16 protein-coding genes are annotated in these 17,047 nt (G+C 41.3%); 10 read left to right on the top strand and 6 right to left on the bottom strand.

Translation table 11 applies throughout. The features are described from left to right. The first annotated feature begins 64 nt into the window (after window positions 1-64). Window positions 65-1,438 carry an MFS transporter gene (locus tag AC1DPK_RS20380; protein WP_477511448.1) on the top strand — a complete coding sequence of 458 codons (1,374 nt, stop codon included), beginning with the start codon at window positions 65-67 and terminating at the stop codon, window positions 1,436-1,438. A 445-nt stretch (window positions 1,439-1,883) separates the two neighbouring features. On the opposite strand, the gene AC1DPK_RS20375 is transcribed toward AC1DPK_RS20380, so the two are convergent. Then, window positions 1,884-2,132: a DUF2642 domain-containing protein gene (locus AC1DPK_RS20375; protein ID WP_339208868.1), complete on the bottom strand. Its 249-nt coding sequence runs from the start codon at window positions 2,130-2,132 to the stop codon at window positions 1,884-1,886. 179 nt (window positions 2,133-2,311) lie between these two features. Between AC1DPK_RS20375 and AC1DPK_RS20370 the strand changes: the two genes are divergently transcribed. Together AC1DPK_RS20370 and AC1DPK_RS20365 are read left to right on the top strand one after the other, a co-directional pair. Beyond that, on the top strand, window positions 2,312-2,974 hold the full coding sequence (locus tag AC1DPK_RS20370) for a hypothetical protein (protein WP_477511447.1): 663 nt from the start codon (window positions 2,312-2,314) through the stop codon (window positions 2,972-2,974). A 567-nt stretch (window positions 2,975-3,541) separates the two neighbouring features. Continuing rightward, on the top strand, window positions 3,542-3,664 hold the full coding sequence (locus AC1DPK_RS20365; RefSeq protein ID WP_477511446.1) for a hypothetical protein: 123 nt from the start codon (window positions 3,542-3,544) through the stop codon (window positions 3,662-3,664). Window positions 3,665-3,764: 100 nt separating this feature from the next. Here the strand turns inward: AC1DPK_RS20365 and AC1DPK_RS20360 are convergent, their stop codons facing one another. Continuing rightward, the gene (locus tag AC1DPK_RS20360) at window positions 3,765-3,878 is read right to left on the bottom strand and encodes a hypothetical protein (RefSeq protein ID WP_477511445.1); all 114 of its coding nucleotides are present in this window, start codon (window positions 3,876-3,878) and stop codon (window positions 3,765-3,767) included. A 202-nt stretch (window positions 3,879-4,080) separates the two neighbouring features. On the opposite strand from AC1DPK_RS20360, the gene AC1DPK_RS20355 reads away from it, so the two are divergent. Then, entirely contained in the window at window positions 4,081-4,353 is a 273-nt protein-coding gene (locus AC1DPK_RS20355; RefSeq protein ID WP_477511444.1) for a hypothetical protein, read from the top strand. A gap of 396 nt (window positions 4,354-4,749) precedes the next feature. On the opposite strand, the gene AC1DPK_RS20350 is transcribed toward AC1DPK_RS20355, so the two are convergent. Beyond that, window positions 4,750-5,004 carry a hypothetical protein gene (locus tag AC1DPK_RS20350; protein WP_339208871.1) on the bottom strand — a complete coding sequence of 85 codons (255 nt, stop codon included), beginning with the start codon at window positions 5,002-5,004 and terminating at the stop codon, window positions 4,750-4,752. Between the two features lie 460 nt (window positions 5,005-5,464). Here AC1DPK_RS20350 and AC1DPK_RS20345 point away from each other — a divergent pair, with 460 nt between their 5' ends. Further along, on the top strand, window positions 5,465-7,234 hold the full coding sequence (locus AC1DPK_RS20345) for an ABC transporter substrate-binding protein (RefSeq protein ID WP_477511443.1): 1,770 nt from the start codon (window positions 5,465-5,467) through the stop codon (window positions 7,232-7,234). A gap of 624 nt (window positions 7,235-7,858) precedes the next feature. Here the strand turns inward: AC1DPK_RS20345 and AC1DPK_RS20340 are convergent. After that, window positions 7,859-8,215 carry a hypothetical protein gene (locus AC1DPK_RS20340; RefSeq protein WP_339208874.1) on the bottom strand — a complete coding sequence of 119 codons (357 nt, stop codon included), beginning with the start codon at window positions 8,213-8,215 and terminating at the stop codon, window positions 7,859-7,861. Window positions 8,216-11,104: 2,889 nt separating this feature from the next. On the opposite strand from AC1DPK_RS20340, the gene rsmD reads away from it, so the two are divergent. Both rsmD and coaD read left to right on the top strand, forming a co-directional pair. Then, on the top strand, window positions 11,105-11,701 hold the full coding sequence (gene rsmD / locus AC1DPK_RS20335; protein WP_477511442.1) for a 16S rRNA (guanine(966)-N(2))-methyltransferase RsmD: 597 nt from the start codon (window positions 11,105-11,107) through the stop codon (window positions 11,699-11,701). Beyond that, the gene (gene coaD / locus AC1DPK_RS20330; protein WP_477511441.1) at window positions 11,688-12,191 is read left to right on the top strand and encodes a pantetheine-phosphate adenylyltransferase; all 504 of its coding nucleotides are present in this window, start codon (window positions 11,688-11,690) and stop codon (window positions 12,189-12,191) included. The genes rsmD and coaD overlap by 14 nt, the downstream gene beginning before the upstream one ends. A gap of 39 nt (window positions 12,192-12,230) precedes the next feature. On the opposite strand, the gene AC1DPK_RS20325 is transcribed toward coaD, so the two are convergent. After that, the gene (locus AC1DPK_RS20325) at window positions 12,231-13,517 is read right to left on the bottom strand and encodes a nucleoside recognition domain-containing protein (RefSeq protein ID WP_477511440.1); all 1,287 of its coding nucleotides are present in this window, start codon (window positions 13,515-13,517) and stop codon (window positions 12,231-12,233) included. Between the two features lie 208 nt (window positions 13,518-13,725). Here AC1DPK_RS20325 and AC1DPK_RS20320 point away from each other — a divergent pair, with 208 nt between their 5' ends. Beyond that, a complete protein-coding gene (locus AC1DPK_RS20320) occupies window positions 13,726-14,781 on the top strand; it encodes a YlbL family protein (protein ID WP_477511439.1) in 1,056 nt (351 codons plus the stop codon). 16 nt (window positions 14,782-14,797) lie between these two features. Here the strand turns inward: AC1DPK_RS20320 and AC1DPK_RS20315 are convergent, their stop codons facing one another. Continuing rightward, the gene (locus AC1DPK_RS20315; protein WP_441881330.1) at window positions 14,798-16,048 is read right to left on the bottom strand and encodes a nucleotidyltransferase; all 1,251 of its coding nucleotides are present in this window, start codon (window positions 16,046-16,048) and stop codon (window positions 14,798-14,800) included. Window positions 16,049-16,209: 161 nt separating this feature from the next. Here AC1DPK_RS20315 and AC1DPK_RS20310 point away from each other — a divergent pair, with 161 nt between their 5' ends. Next, the gene (locus AC1DPK_RS20310; protein WP_477511438.1) at window positions 16,210-16,731 is read left to right on the top strand and encodes a YceD family protein; all 522 of its coding nucleotides are present in this window, start codon (window positions 16,210-16,212) and stop codon (window positions 16,729-16,731) included. Between the two features lie 38 nt (window positions 16,732-16,769). Further along, window positions 16,770-16,943, top strand: a complete 174-nt coding sequence (gene rpmF / locus AC1DPK_RS20305) for a 50S ribosomal protein L32 (RefSeq protein WP_006036546.1) — start codon at window positions 16,770-16,772, stop codon at window positions 16,941-16,943. Window positions 16,944-17,047 lie beyond the last annotated feature (104 nt).

Here is a 17,047-nt window from a genome sequence, read left to right as displayed (position 1 = left end):
ATACTCACTAAAATGAAGGGCAATTTTTAATAGGATCAAAATGATAATTATTGGAGGGAATGGTATGGTTGGTTCGGAATTTAAAAATGGGGACAAGCTGCTGCGAGTACTCGTTGTTACTTTAATATTCTCAGTAATGAACGGCACGATGTTTAATGTGGCTCTTCCGGCAATCGGTGAGGAGTTTAATCTGATTCCTTCACAAGTGAGCTGGATTATGACGTCGTATATGGTGTTATATGCGATTGGATCAATCGTGTTTGGAAAACTAGCGGACAAATATCGTTTAAAGGATTTGCTGACGTATGGACTAATCGTGTTTGCTCTCGGCTCGCTCATCGGCTTGCTTGCTACCGAGTATTGGATGATTATTGCCGGTCGCATTCTGCAAGCAGCTGGCGCCTCGGTGCTTCCAGCTACGGCTATGATTATACCCATTCGATATTTCTCGCCTGAAAACAGGGGGAGGGCACTAGGAACCTCAGCAATTGGGCTTGCATTAGGAAGTGCTATGGGGCCAGTAGTAGCAGGATTAATTACAAGTGTAGGAAACTGGAGGCTCTTGTTTGTCATATCGCTGCTTCCGTTACTCACACTTCCTTTCTTTCGTAAATATTTGGATCATTCGAAAGGCACTGCGGGGAAAATAGATTTTATTGGCGGTGGCTTGCTTGCTGCGGCGGTTGCGCTCTTCTTGCTTGCGATTACGCAGAGCAGCGGCTTACTCTTCGCAGCAGGGATTGTACTGCTCGTTTTCTTTATTATCCGAATAAGAACTACGGATAATCCCTTTATTCAGCCAAGGCTATTCCGCAACAAAAATTACTCTATAGGGTTGTTTATAGCTTTCATAACGACAGCGATGAGCTTTAGTTTAACATTTATGTCACCGCAATTTTTAACAGCATTAAATCATTTATCGCCTAGCAGCATTGGTTTTGTCCTGTTTCCAGCAGCGATTGCTTCCGCAATCATGGGACGCAGGGGCGGCAAATTGGCTGACGAACGCGGCAACTTTACACTCGTTTCTATCGCAGCTTTGTTAATTTTCTCATGCTTCGTGCTTTTATCTACATTTATTGGAGTGTCTCCGTACGTGATAGCGCTCATTCTCATAGCGGGCAATGTTGGACAAACCTTCATGCAAATTGCGATGTCGAATACGATATCTCGGACGTTACCGAAAGAAGAGACGGGTGTAGGCATGGGATTGTTGTCGATGATCAACTTTATCTCTGGTGCCATTGCGATGAGCTTAATTGGCAAATTGCTTGATAAAGGTTCATCTTCCTTTCACTTAAATCCGGTTGTGACGAATCCAACAGCGTATGTGTACAGTAATATTTTTGTTGTACTAAGTATTGTAATTGTTGTTGCAATCGTTATATATCGCCTGCAGTTTGGAGCAGCTAAAGCTGTTGCACGAGCTAATCAATAATGTATATCCTTGTTAATTGAAATACAACAAATGCTGCTGCGCCAAACATTAATAGTCGACCTGTATATTTTGTAATTTTCTCTGCGACCTGTTCTGCTTCTTTCATCTTGGGAGATTCTTCTCCATAGGATCGTTTCTTTAAGGAGAGTAATACAAATACAAGGAGCATGAGCCCGAAGAAAAGATATTTTGCTAGCGTAGTATCAAACAACGAAATGAATAAATGAAGCAAAGCCGTCCATGGATTGAATTCGCTGGAGAAAAACAGGAGCATCACCTTCTTTACCTAATTATTGGGATTATACCATTTGAATAGTGGATGATTATAGGTTTTTTTGAGAATGCTCGATGCACAGTCTAACAAAATAAAGTAACAGCATTCATAAGAAAAAGGGGTGCTCGCCAAGTAGGTTTGCCTACTAGGGGAGCACCCCTTTTGTTCGATTTATAATGGCATTGTCCATACAATTTCAGCGATTCGAACGCAAGCCTGACGGCTGTGTAATTGCAGGAGCACATGGTCTGGTTTTACGTCAATGATAGATCCTTCGATTGCTCCCCTCGTTGTTTCGAGTAATACGCAGCGACCAGTTAAGCGCATGAGGGCTTCTACTACATAAGGATCAATGGCCGATACGGTTTGGATTTGAACAGGATTACTCTGAACTGGACTGACGTTGCTTGGTTGATACAAATTATCCACTCCTTAAATATAGGTTCTAACCCATCATATGCAGATGCTTAGTGCATGGAGTGGGCTAAAGCCCTGTATCATTATTCGATTCGTTTGACATGCATATAAGTAATAAATTGGGTATAACATACTATTTTTAAAAACCGATGAGATCTACAGTAGATACAGGGGGATAAAGATTGAGAATTACAAAGGAATCACTTGCGGAAAGAATTAATTTAATATCGGAGAGAGCAAAAGAGTACGATAATATTGGCATCTTGATCATAAGTAAATGCCAATCGCTGTACGAGGAGTTTGATAAGATTAAAGAAACGGATTCTGCAAAGCTAGAACGAAAACTAACCTTGTTTAAATTCAATCTTGATAAAATGGACATTATTTTAGCAGATCACAAAAGTGGGAAAAACCTAGCATACGGCAGCTTATCTACACGTTTAAACTTAAATGTAACCTACATATTATTAGTTTTCTGTATACTAATATACTCGGGTCTTTTTGTATTTATCGATTCCTATAATAGTGCTGATCCTATGCAAAATATAAATGTTTATGTAACAAATTATTTAAAATATTTTCTCGTTAGCGTTATGGGTGCGCTATTATACTTCATAACGGATTCCATGGTCGTTTACAGTAAAAGCATGACTAGAATACTCGTAGCGATGTTTATACCTGTGTTGTTTTTAGGAGTACTATTTACGCCAGGCGAGACTCAAAACTTGGATTTGAGCAGTACAAACGTGATGTTATTTTTATTTGGCTACTCCTCCAATTTAATTTCTATTTTGCTGAATAAAGCAATTAAAAAAGTTGAACAGTTGTTTAATGTTCAACAATAAATGAAAAGAGGACGTTTCATAAGTAGTTATGTTCGCTGTTGCCATAGCTTGATTTGAACAAAAAAGCTGGATAACATTAAAAAATAGCGGTGCTGGCGGTTATGCCTGCACCGCTATTTCCTATTGTGGTATATAGCTGCTTGTATAAGTGGAATATGTGCAAGCGAAGGCCGCATCAGTCTTAGATTTACTTTTGCAAACTGCGAAGCAGGAACTGAACTCTGCCTGCACCGTTGGTTATTCTTTATCTAACCCTTTTATCCAAACCTGACGGCAATCACGTTCGGATTCATTTCGCTCATTCGTCTCACTGATCTCACCGAAATCGCATAACTTCCTAAGCTCACATCTATCTCTAACGAACTGTATACTGCTTATTAAGCATAAAACTGCCTTTCTGAAGTTTTAACGAACTGTACAGACGTTATAGCTTGCTAAAGAGGGTGTTAAGCGTTATTTTTCTCGAAATAACGTCTCGGGAGTTCGTTAAAATTTTAATCCCTTATAAATGGGTTAAATAAGAGCTGCTAGGTTCGTTAGCTATAGGTCTAGTAGGAGAGAGCATTGTTGGAAGCAGTGAAATCAAAGAAAAGCCTTATCAACCAAACAAATCAACCAAACAAAGTAAGGGCTGTTCCAAACGTAGATAGATCTACTTCTGAGCAAGCCCTCTTTGTTTTGGTTGCGTAACGAAGATTTTTTGCTGACGGTTACTACATTATCGGGTATTGAAGAACTAACCTTAATCATCACCATAAGTATCGTTCACTATTTTTTCTTGCTTTTCTTATTAAAACTCCACAGGTGATTGAGCCATTATGTAATTAAAAGGCGTGTAGTTATTGCTAGGTAATTGTTTGTTTAATATCATTTTAGTAATTACAGTTCCAATTAAGAGTAACAACAGTAACTCTGAATATGATCAAGAGACCTGAGTCCATGAGTGATCACATCCTTAGATTAATTTTATAAATCAATGTACTGGTCCTTATTAAAGACAGGTATTACCTAAACCGAAATCATTTTCAGCATAAAAAATGTAAATATGAGCACTATAATTATTGGGCAATAAAGGACTATAACAATAATTATTGGAGGTTTATTCAATGAGCGTGAAAAAGGATGCTGCTGATTTTCTAGAAAATCAACAATTGCAGCAAGCACAGCAAGAGGTTCAGGTGGCGCATCAATTGATGCAAGTAGAGAGTCAAGAATTACTAGAAGCGGAACAGCTCCTGCAAACGGAAATTCAACATGTTTTGCAGGCTCAACAACAAGTGAAACAAGAACAACAAGATATTCAAGCAGCACAACAATTACTACAACAAGCACAAGCTGCTGCTATGGCTTCTCAAAACAATCCACTTCAAGACACCTAAGAGCTAAAGTGTTGAAACGCAATGGCAATGAAATAAGTGAAGATGAAAAGCCTTCGGATAAATCTGTAGGCTCTTTCATGTGTTCGTGATCAAGATTCGTGTGATTCGTGTGGTAGGGGACATATGTAGGAATTTCTACTTCTATTTCTATTTCTACTCATAACAATGCCTTCTCTCGACAAATTCTTTGATAATTCCACTAAATTTTAACATACCAAACAAAGTATGAATACACAATTTGAGCAAAAAATAAGCTGATATTATTGGATTGATGTAGAGTCAGAAATTGAGACTTCATCTAAAGTGTTACATCGTTAGAACCGGAATGAGCAAAAACTAAAAAAAGGGCCCTGATGAAGAGCCAATTCATAAATCAAATCATAAATAAAAATCATGCTATCCGCGTTGTAACAGTAAATAGCCGGATACAGCTGTTGTTCTCTTGCTAACAACTACAATAAAGCCGTTCTTCTTCAAGCATTTTATTGCAGGGATAAGGAGCGAGCCTGAAGTTAGTTTGCTTTCACAAGGTTTAGCACTGCCGATGACACGGGAAGCAGTAATTTTGCGAGCAGAACCGGGGATAAGCGGGTTTCTTGTCCAGGATACTAATACTAAATCAGGTTCTAAAGGAATACCTACAGAAGACATATCTATCACCTCGCTTTCACTAGACTCTATATCAAATGCTGGAGGATGATAGATTGTGACTTAAATGATGCCTTTTTTTGAGATACATTGAAATGATAGATTGATAAGTAGTATAAAATTAAAAGTAAATCAGAAAAAAGAGCCGTCAGGATGTTTTCCTGCGAATTTGCGAATCAGTCACTGTAAACAGGTATTAAAAACGTCAAATTCTTAAGTAAATTAAGTTTAGTTGGTTATGGTAAGCTTTTAAAACGATTACATAATATATTTCGTTCAAGGGAGATAGTACTATATCATTAATTAAATATTGCCTTTTATTTGTTCGACATAGCAAAACGTAAAATCGAAATTTGTTTAGGGTACCTCGCTTGTTAATTTCATTATACAGGTGAAAGAAAGGTGTAAAGAGTGTAGAATATGCTCAATAGATTTCCTCTTTTAAGTGAGGTGAGGAATTACGATGTTAACGATTGAACGTTATTTAACGCTGTACGGGCGGTTTGCGAGTGAGCTTGGAGCTGGGGCAGCGGCGGAGGCATCACTTGAGAAAATAGCTGAGGCGCTGTATTGTACGGAACGAAATGCCAAGCTTGTCCTCCGCAAACTGTCAGAGGAAGGCTTCATCGAGTGGAAGGCAGGAAGAGGCAGGGGCAACCGATCACAGATTACTTTCCGGAAAGACCGGGAGAAGCTGCTTCTGGATCTGTCACGACAATATGCCGAAGACGGTGATTATAATAAGGCTTTTCATCTTCTCCAGAACTTTGGGGAAGGAACGGCGGCCAATGAGAAATTTATGGAGTGGATGAGAGGCAGCTTTGGCTTCCACAAACAGCAGGGGAAACTGGCCGATGTGCTGCGCCTTCCTATTACAAGGACGATCATGACTTTGGATCCGGCAGAATGTATCTTTTCATTTGATGCGCATATCATTCAGCAGATTTGTGACAGACTTGTTGTGCTGGAGGAGAATACGGGCCGGATATTGCCCGGTATCGCCCATGAGTGGGAATGCAATGAGGATGCTACAGTATGGACTTTTCATCTGAGGAAAAGCGTATTATTCCATGACGGAACTGAACTTACTGCAGCTGATGTTGTTTTTACGATAGAACGTCTGAGAAGCGGAAAACTGAATAGCTGGATTATGCGGTCGCTGGACAGAGTCGAAGCCATATCAGAACGGATTGTACGCATTCAATTGCATAAACCCAACTGGTTATTTCTCAAATATGCCTGCTCCGTTGTAATGTCAATATTGCCTTCAGGGCTGCTGGGGCAAAGCGAAGAGATGTTCTGGAAGCGTCCCATTGGCACAGGCCCTTTCCAGATTGAAGAGTGGAACAGTGGAAGGCTGCTGCTTGAAGCAAATGTACAATATTTTCAATCACGTCCTCATTTGGACCAGGTCGAAATCGTACATGTACCGCAGCATGAAGCTCTTAAGGCCAATGTGGCAAGTTGGAAGCAGCTGATCTGTGATCCGAAGCAGCAGGCTGTGATGGAAGAGGACGGCTGGATCAAGCTTGAATCCAAGAATGTCTGTACGAGTATGCTGAGCTTTAACATGCAGAGAGCAGGGCTTCAGCAGTCGCAGATGTTCCGCACTATTTTAGATCAGCTGCTTGACCGGAATCGAATGATTCGCGAACTTGGAGGCTACCGGTATATGCCGGCCAAAGGTTTTTTCCCTAAATCAGAACCTTTTGAAGGAATAAGGGAAACAGGTTGTGATGAGGAGCTGCGCAAGCAGATTATCCGATACGGATTCGATCAATCGCCGATTACGTTATGTTCGCATACGAGTAATGAGGCTGATGCCCGATGGATTCAGAAGCAGTGTACCGACTATGGCATTAAGATGCAAGTTCGTGTTGAGTCACCGGAGAATGTGCTGGACGAGGTTGATATGACGCTGTATTCGCTCGTATTTCCTGAGGATGAGGTTAGTTTGATCGAGAGCTGTGAACAGGAAGACAGCTTCTTGAAGAGACTGATGGCGCCAGAGCTGTCGGTTTGGACACTTGATCGATTTGATGAAGCGCTTGCTTGCAGGAATTCGCCAGACCGAATGGCTATTTACACAGAAATTGAAGAGAGAATTCGAGAGGAGTACCAGGTCTTATTCTTGCTTCATAGTAAATTTTATACCGACTACCATCCTTCTTTAAAAGGAGTTCGGATCAATTCGCTCGGCTGGATTGATTTCAAACACATTTGGCGTGCCTAACAATTGGTTCCTCTTTTTACATCTTTAAAATAAATAATGAGATTTAGAAAATCCCCCTCGAAAGCTATTCAGAGGAGGATTTATTTCATTGCTTGGATCTAATTAACTAAAGGACTCAGCAGCCTTTATAAAAGTTTCTTGCTTATATTCTACTGGTCTTTCTTGAATACTTTAAAAATTATAAAATGTTAAAAGTTCATTGAACAATTCGAGTACTGCTTAAGGGGAATCGCGCGAATTATTCGCCGTTAGACCCATTATGGTGAGCCTTACCCTAAATAAGAAAAAAAGCATTTCCTGGATATTTCATTATTTTAAAAATCCTTGTATCTTTTTTTTAATTGGGTTTTCTTATTTTGAGAGGCGTATCGATATGACAAGGGGGATGGTGCTGAAGGATCTGCAGATATAACTAAACGGAATTGATAATACACAGTTGGTCGAGACCCTAATTTGTAGTCAATGAAAAGCCATAGGCAGAGAGCTAAAACCGACAGGATTTCGACAACTGGTTGCGATTCTTGTCTCACAAACAGGGAGAAGTCTCCATAATAGTAGGGAGGCTTTTTTCCTGTTTTTGCATGTGCTTTGGATTTTCGATATCGTTATAAATGATGGCGTTTATTACATTTGTGCAAAGTCTTCTGGCTGCATAGCATCCCATTCATCGCTTCGATATGCTTTACCATTATATCTTACATAATACAGCATATTCAGGTTTTTAATTTCTTGTTTTAATACTTTCTTATCAAATGGTCCATTTCCGAAAATTTCATTTAAATCTTCATTCAATAAATTCAAAATTTCATCCGGCATCATGGCGTTACTGTTATCGATAAGCTCTACCCCTGAGTACTCCAAGTTCATTTTAATTTTAAACCCCGAACTGACAATCCCTTTTATTAATAATGTGGAGTTACTTTTTGGTTTTTGTTTAATTTCATCAAAAAACACGGAACAATTAATACCTTCTGGAATCAAGGGAACACCTCATATCTAATTTTACTCCTTAACAGGAGTCTATTAGTATTGTACACCTAATTTATTTATTTCTCTCTCTTATTTAAGATTCTTCTTTATTATTTTAAAATCAAAGCATTGCTAGGCATGGTTATATCATTAATATTGACTAGTTACCATTTAACTGGAAGAGAAGAGGTTGGCAAAAGGATCACAACGGCCAACGAGAGATGGGTTAAAAATGAAAGAGGAAAGTTGAATCTCAACAGGATGAGTTAGAACTGATATTAATTATTTGGAATTGGGATCATGGGGCTTTATACAAAAAATAGGGCCCCCTTTTCATGGAAGAGGAGATCTTCCCCTTTCGGTTAGATAGCGAGTAGCCTATAAAGAATATAAAATAAGATTATTCAGACCTTTCACATGTCCGAAATGGTACGAAATAAGGCAAGGTTTTTCTCATTTGTTCTATTTATTCGTAATGCCATGGTAGTATAAAAAATTTTCTTAATTTCAAAGCAGAAGGCTGGCGCAAGCTGGCCGTAGCGCTAAGAGCATCTAAATAGAAAATAGCCCAGCAACCAAGTTGAACTGTGACCCATAAGAAGGACACTTTGAAAAAAGTGCCCTCTTATGGGTCACAGTTCAGACTGGTGAGCTGTTTTTTATTTGTGGTATGGTTAGCGTAATATAAATATGGGCTAGCTCAAGGTTGATTTTAGACCATCCTAAGCCAGCTATCTCACCTCGGCGCATGCCATAGGTGGGTGGCACAATAATGATCTGTTTTAAACCAAAAATGAGGAGAGTGTATTTAAATGACAATGGATCTTAATAAAATGGTGAATAACGCTTTAATGTGAATGATAAAGGTAGGCTATGTGTATGAAGTGTTTAAAAAGGCGAGGGTCATGAGGAGGTATTGCATGCATCCAGCAAAAAGATATTACGATTTGGGATATCGTTTTAACGAGTAGGTGATGATTTGGTTTGTGCGGCTTACGGATCGGAGTAGAATCCTATCATGATTAAAGATGACGAGGAAGATTTTAATAATCAAGAATGAACATTGAAAACCATTAGAATAACAAATTATAAATAATGTAACATCCGAAGGCAGTAAGTCCTAAAGCGATTAATTTAAATGCTGGCTGTAATTTGTAAAATAACATGGCGTTATCCCTTCATTTCATGGATTATATTACGTTTAGTGTAACACGGATTTTAATTTGGTTTCAATTAACCGTTTGAATATCGAGGATCATGAAGAGGTTTCACATAAAAACTTTTAAGGAGCAAATGAAACGTTACGAATGATATACCATAATCCAAATAAGTATGCGTAAAAAAGAACGATAAATACTCCTAATATGATTATTATTACTTTCATTACTTTCTGCATCATGGATCACTCCTTTTGATCCCATGATACAGAAATTTTTAGTAAGGAGTGAGTACCAACTTTAAATAGTACCGCATGAAAACAGAATAACTTGTTGAGGTTATACGGGATAATTAATTACGTTAAGAAGGCCACCTACGAGAAATATAACTCCCATAATCAAAATTACTAAACCGCGGTCTCGGTTAAAAGTCTGTTGGCTGTCACTCGTTTCAGAATCGTCACCAATCCGCCTAAATAACCAAGAATTAGGTTTTTTTATCGAATATATCCCGAGTGTTAAAATAGCAATACCAAGAATTAATATGAACATTATACCAACTCCCTTAATGACAAATACGAAATGATTTATTATTAGTTCCGATTTGAATATTGAAAATCATGAGAGATGAACAAAGATGAACGACATGGGTAAACCATTAACAACATTATACTTCTTTCTGGTAAGGTTGAGTGCATAGATGAGTTAGAAGCTGTTACAGTTTATCTTACTGGAATCGAAACTGTATCTACAGCAAATTAATGTAAATACTTATGGCGTTGGAAGCAGAAAAACTGATTAGAAGAGTTCGAAATTTTACATCGAAAGTCCTATTTTCGTGATACATTGTAAGAAATTTGAAGCAACATCAATAAATAAAATGGGGTGGAGAGGTGTTCTCATTGGAGTGAGGGTGAGCTTGTGATCGAAGCTTAACAAGAAGAATTGCAGATAAAGCTAATCGTTTGGAACTGGGATCGACCTGTGATTGGAAAAATAACAAAGATGGACTCGCGAACAAAGTCGGCTTATGTAGTAAATCATGGGAATGTGATTAAAGTTCCGTAGATGGATATAATGAAGTTATAGTCGGCAGGCAGTTAATTATATAGAAGAAGCCGAAAAGCCCTTATAAATAATAAGGGCTTTTTCTTATCTTTATGTACAATAAACAAGGGTGTAAAAAAGTGTATCCTTGTTATTCAAGACTTTAACGGGTTTATGTAAATCATTAAAATGATCGAGGTAGTTCTTAATGGTGTCCCGGAAGGGATTCGAAAACGTATAGTAAGTAAGGTTATAAAAAATGGAGTATTCCAGACAGAAAGCGACTTATTTTGTTAGATAGTAGTGAAATGTATCTCAACAATAATTTTGGTGGACAATTGGTGGACAGGAATATAGATTGCATTCAATTTAACTCAAATAAACCTTGATATAACAAGGATTTAAACAAAAAAATCGGGCGCCCCTTTCGGAGCGCCCTTTTCATGGGAGAGGAGAAACCGGACGAAGAGCTTATGGGGAAACGTAAGTCTTCTCCGCGGTTGTCTACGACATCTTGCGACGCCGATAAATTTATTTTGTCCTTATTACTTGTAAATATACTTGTTCAAAATGAAAAAAATATCGGCGTACAGATATAGGTCAGCGGCGTCCACAATTTTCGAGATGCAACTGCTTTATTATGAACGGGATTCTATGGTACGATAGGCGGGAATGAGATAGAAGGGGGCAATTGCAAGTGAGAGTCATTGCGGGCGAGGCCAAGGGCCGCACGCTTAAGGCTGTGCCTGGTATGAATACGAGACCGACAACGGATAAGGTTAAGGAAGCTATTTTTAGCATGATCGGACCTTACTTTGACGGAGGAATAGCGCTGGATCTGTTCGCAGGTACAGGTGGATTAGGTATCGAGGCTTGGAGCAGAGGCATAGAACATACTGTTTTTGTTGATCGGGAAAGAATAAGCATTGATACGATTCGTCAAAATGTTGAAACGGCGAAGATGGGAAGCGCTGCTGAAATTTATAAAAATGATGCGGAGCGCGCATTGAAAGCGCTAGCGAAGCGGGAGCAAAAGTTCCGGCTTGTTTTTCTTGATCCGCCATACAAAATGATTACGATGGATAGTCTTATGACGCAGCTTGCCCAAAATCAGATGCTTGAGCCTGATGCGATTATCGTAGTCGAGCATGATGCAGCTCACCGTTACCCGGAGAAGCTGAAATATTTTGACCAACTGAAGCATGCGAAATACGGGGATATTGCCGTTTCTATATATCAATATTACAGCGATGACAGTCATCAAGACGGGAGTGAATCCGATGTTAATGAATAAACAAGAGCGCGTTGCTGTATATCCAGGCACGTTTGACCCTGTAACTTATGGCCATTTGGATATTATTCGAAGGTCTGCCAAGCAATTTGATCGGTTAATCGTTGCTGTATTGAACAATTCGAGTAAAAATCCTTTGTTCAGCGTGGAGGAGCGCAAGGCGCTGCTTACAGAAGTGACGCGCGATATTCCAAATGTGGAAATTGACAGTTTCCGGGATTTGCTCGTTCGATTTATGAAAACACGGCAAGCAAATGTCATTATTAGAGGCATTCGATCGGTAACTGATTTTGAATACGAGCTGCAGCTCGCTTCAACTAATCATTTGCTTGATGATGAAATAGATACGATGTTTATGATGACGAATCCGAAGTATTCCTACTTAAGCTCGAGCATCGTCAAAGAGATCGCACAATTTCACGGCGCAGTGCATGAGCTGGTACCGCCAATTGTGGAGAAGCAGCTAAGAGAGAAATATAACTCGAAAATTTAAATAAATGTTTGAAAAAGCCATTGTTTATCTTATTTTGGATTATATCGATTTACCTGTTCTCCGGAATGGCAGAAGTATGAGGGATACAAGCAGTCCCAAAAAAGTAAGTAGGATGCAGGCTGATATGGAGAACTGCCATAAAAATGGTAAATCATTTGCGTTTATGATTGCAGCGACAGTGTGTTGCATAGAGTAAGGATCAGATGGCGCCAACGTTGGCGTTGCTCCAGGTGCGAGTATCGGACGAAGCATTGAAGTGAGCGGCTTCCACAGAATGATCATAAATACACAGGCATGGAGAGCATGAATGATTCTCCATAATGCGAATGGGAGCAGCTTAAGGTCCGTCCCCGTAATGGAGTATCCAGCTTGTAAAATGCCGCTTAGTCCGCTCCATGCAAGCACAGTTGCGATAGCGGCAGCATTTCCGAGCATACCGGCTCCGGGAGCATCCCAGATCGCAGCCGCATAAGCACCCATATGACCTTCAAAAAAAGCCTGGCTAATAAAGTTTAGCCCAGCCTTATCCAGCCAAGGAGAGAGCAGCGGCTCTGATAATTTTGCAAGCACAGCTGCAAAAATCATAAATCCGCCGATCATCATAAGCTTCTGAACGCTTGCTGCAACAGAATCGCCAAGCGCTTTGCCGAAGCTGCGGCCATCCTGCTCTCTTCCGAGGCGAAATGCCTCTGCTGCACGATGAAGGATAGTGCTGCGATGCTCCACGTCATTGGCTGTGGCTGATAGTTTCTGACCTAGTTGATGACCAGGCTGTTCCTGATCTGACCGCTCCTGACCTGACCGCTCCTGACCTGGCTTCTCTTTACGGCTGAACAGCGTCATTATAAACATGACCCATAGCGCGGATATCCATACGGCTGCAGCAATAATGGCACCTACAATGGGCTTGTGCAGAAAGCCTGCGCCAATAACGACAAGCATAAATAATGGGTTTGGCATATGAGCGAGGGCTAGCAGCCGCTGGCCCTGTTGTTTTGTCACGACGTTTCTTTTGCGTAAGGAAGCTGTCGCTTCTGCTCCCGCGGGATAACCACCCATCCAACCAAGAACTATCGTAAGCGCGGCTTCACCTGGCAGTTTAAACAGTCTGCTCATCAGCGGCTGGAGCAGAGAGCCTAGCGCATGTGTGAGCCCAAAGGCTGCAATAAGCTCAGACAATACGAGAAACGGCAATAAACCAGGGAATACAATATTCCACCAGACGGTGAGTCCTTGAAGCGAAGCTTGAAACGCAGCATCTGGCTGAATGATGATGGCAACAACGAGCAATATGGACAGGAACGCTAACATAACTGTTTTAGCCAATGCTACTCCACTCCTTTAATTTTCTGCAAAAATAGAAATGATGCGACACGCCGAAAGGCAGGGCTAGGGCATCATGAGATGGACAATCATATACGTTAAATAGTACGCGTATAAAGTCATGGATAGACCATTTGGAGTAGCTTGTCTGCCTCAGAATAGTTAATGCTATATTTGACTGGCAAATTGGAAGTTTGAACGGGGTGTGCGATTGCAAAAACAACGATCAGATTTTCGCAGAATAGCATCGATCGCTGTATCGACAGCGGCTTTGATGTGGGTATTGTTATATGCTCCAACGCCCTATGTTGTTTATGAGCCGGGGATAGCTGTACCTGTTAAACCGATGGTAACGATTGAAAAGGGAGATGCTTTAGGAAAAGGCGACTTTTTGCTGACAGCAGTGAAAATGACGGAGCCTAATTTCTTGCGGACTATTCAATCGATGTGGAATTCGAATATGGATGTTCATCTCAAACGAGATGTGCTGCAAGGATACACAAAAGAAGAGTATGCACAAAGGCTAAGCATCATCATGCAGGGCTCGCAAAACAATGCGATTGAAGCTGCATATCATTATGCAGAATTACCCTATGCAAGCAAGCTGAACAGCGTTGTTATTACGGAAGTAAATCCTATCGATCACCCTTTGAAAAGTTCATTCAAAGCAGGAGATAAGCTTTTAGGCATTCATGGCGAAAAACCGCCGAACAGCTTGGCAGATTTGTTTGAGACGCTGAGAGGGTATGATAAGCAGCAAAACGTTTTATTTGATGTGGAGCGCAAAGGGCAGCAACTACAGGTCTCTTACTCATCGGATACATTAAAATCTGTCTCGACTAACGAGCAGCTCTTGAGTGTTCTGGGCATCGTAAACTTGACGGAACAACGCGGCTTGGACCCATCGGATCACAATAACCGCATCAGTATAAAAGTAGGCGATATTGGGGGGCCATCGGCCGGTCTCGTTTTTGCTTTGCAATCCCTTGATCTGCTAACGAACGGTGATTTGTCGGGAGGTCATCGCATTGCGGCGACAGGCACGATTACTCCACTCGGAGAGGTCGGAGCTATCGGTGGAATAAAGCAAAAAGTTGTCATTGCAAGCGAGGAAGGCGCGGAGCTGTTTCTTGTTCCTTCTGATAACTATAAGGATGCCGAGGCGAAAGCAAAAGCGCTTAACGCCTCGATGAAAGTGGTCAGCGTAAGTACGCTGAAGGAAGCTGTGGAGCAAGTAAAAGTTTATCTCGCTGGGAACGAAAGGTAACTTTTATTTATTTCGATTAGGAATCGATGGTTACGGGTCTTTCCGTAAAATCACGGAATAACGATTGCGGGGCATGAATGCCCGGTACGCCTAGTGAATAGACACTGCTCGCTTGTGTATCAAGCTCCAAATAACGGAAGGGCTTTGGTGCTCTTGCTGCGCTTTGCAGCACAGGCAATTTGGCACAATTTCGCATGCGTCGTAATAAAAGCTTGCCTTTTTCCGTAAAACCAAGCACTCTTATATATTCAACACCCGAAGCAAGCTTATCCGGTGTGAAATCAGATTTCTGATGTCCAAGCAGAATAGCAAGAAGTGAACGCTGCAGCTTCGTTCTCGTATAGCGCTTCGTTTTTAAAGCTTCTAGCAGGTCATCGAACTGGCGGGAGGGCAGCTTGGGAAGGGCATTCAAAATGCGATGCTCCAATCCTTCTGTCATCTCATGCAGGTTCGAAAGTTCATATGACGAGCGAGTTACAATCGCGTGAAGCAGCGCATTCGTAAAAGGCTCCCAGCTGATCGGGCAACGTCCGCTAGCCCATTCCTGCTGCAAGATTCGCGTTGTGGATTCCGGTACATAAGCGCGCGCTTCCTCAAGAGATCGTTTCTCGAGCAGCAGCTTGCGGATTGCGGTCGCGCTTGCGATTTGGCTGTCGGTTGCGGTTTCTTGATTGTACTGCGCTTTCTCACGAGTGATAGTGTGCGGCTCCATTTTGCCGCCTAGCCGTTTCAGCGCAAGCAAATAATGGAGCGCTAATGTATGATTAGGAAGCGCGAATGGAAAATTAGCGGCAGAGGAATAGCCCTGATCCGATAAGTAGGTGGTGATGGCGCTGCTGTACGCGTTCGGATAACTAATTCCCGTTTGAAGCAGCTGCTTCAATAAGGCTTTAAAGGCTGGCGGCTCGTTTGTAATGAGCTCTGCTGCCTGTAGCAGCGGCTCAAGCTCACCGTTTTCCGTTCCAAAGCAGAAGCTGTCAACGACGCCTGTCGCCTCTAATAAGGACACAGCGCCATAGGCGAACCACTCTGCGGCTTGTGTTGCGTAAGCAACCGGCAATTCAATGACAAGATCGCAGCCGCCTTCAAGCGCCATACGTGTTCTAGCCCATTTATCCAGCAGGGCAGGCTCGCCGCGTTGCAGAAAATGGCCGCTCATGACGGCAACGACGGCGTCAGATTGCGTTATTTTGCGCGATTGTTGCAAATGATACAAATGTCCGTTGTGAAATGGATTATACTCGACAATGAGCCCGACGGTGCGCATTCGCTTGATCCTCTCTCTGTTAAATGTTGGTTGTTTCACTATAGCATAGAGAGGGAGCACAATCACGGTCTGCATCAAGTGTTATTGAAAAACCGTGTGAAAATGTTGACAAAACAGTAGTCTGATAGATATAATAATCTTTGTTTGTTTGGGGTGATCTGATGCAGTTTCATATTCAAGAAACAATGTCCAAAGGGTTGAAAACTACAATCGACGAACAGCTCGATGTTAGTGACCTTTTTAAAGGACGCCAAGATGTTTATCGTACGGGACCTCTCCATGTATCGCTTCAGGTAACTGGGCACGAAGAGTTTATCGAAGTGGATGGCAAGCTTGCCATCGATCTCGAGCTTGCCTGCTCACGCTGCCTTGAACCGGTAAAGGATCATACGGTTATTCGATTCTCTGAAGTATTTAAGCGGGCTACGTCTGACGAAGACCGTGATGAGGATATGGAAGAGGAAGAGAGTGATTTCATTGAAGTAAATGCGGACAGACTGAACTTGAAGCCTTATGTGGAAGAAGCACTTCAACTGTTCATGCCTTTTGCACCGCTTTGCAGCAATGATTGTAAAGGTCTCTGTCAGACTTGCGGACAGAACTTAAATGAGCACAAATGCAGCTGCTCCACGGAGAAGGTTGATATCCGTTTTGCAGCGCTAAAGGATCTATTTAAGGAATAAGAGTAGTGCTGATTGAATTTTTGAAGGAGGTGTTAAATATGGCAGTACCTCAGCGTAGAACATCCAAGACTCGCCGTGATAAACGTCGTACGCATTTCAAACTTGCAGTACCGGGCATGGTGAAGTGTGAGCAATGCGGCGAGCTGAAATTGGCTCACCACGTATGCAAAGTTTGTGGATATTACAAAACAAAAGAGATCATTTCTCAATAAGAAATGATGTCTGGGATAGCACTTCATCCATGTGATGAAGTGCTATTTTTTTGCTCATATCGATTCGTGTAACGCTAGGGAATGGATGAAAAAGCAGTTATATT

This window comes from Paenibacillus sp. 01T424, from assembly GCF_056398745.1.
This window is presented reverse-complemented; position numbering and strand designations above follow the sequence as displayed.

Bases quoted from the DNA above. Each gene is read 5' to 3' on its own strand.
- AC1DPK_RS20380 (WP_477511448.1), top strand. From the start codon at position 65: ATGGTTGGTTCGGAATTTAAAAATGGGGACAAGCTGCTGCGAGTACTC.
- AC1DPK_RS20355 (WP_477511444.1), top strand. From the start codon at position 4,081: ATGAGCGTGAAAAAGGATGCTGCTGATTTTCTAGAAAATCAACAATTG.
- AC1DPK_RS20350 (WP_339208871.1), bottom strand. From the start codon at position 5,004: ATGTCTTCTGTAGGTATTCCTTTAGAACCTGATTTAGTATTAGTATCC.
- AC1DPK_RS20345 (WP_477511443.1), top strand. From the start codon at position 5,465: ATGTTAACGATTGAACGTTATTTAACGCTGTACGGGCGGTTTGCGAGT.
- coaD (WP_477511441.1), top strand. From the start codon at position 11,688: ATGTTAATGAATAAACAAGAGCGCGTTGCTGTATATCCAGGCACGTTT.
- AC1DPK_RS20315 (WP_441881330.1), bottom strand. From the start codon at position 16,048: ATGCGCACCGTCGGGCTCATTGTCGAGTATAATCCATTTCACAACGGA.
- AC1DPK_RS20310 (WP_477511438.1), top strand. From the start codon at position 16,210: ATGCAGTTTCATATTCAAGAAACAATGTCCAAAGGGTTGAAAACTACA.
- rpmF (WP_006036546.1), top strand. From the start codon at position 16,770: ATGGCAGTACCTCAGCGTAGAACATCCAAGACTCGCCGTGATAAACGT.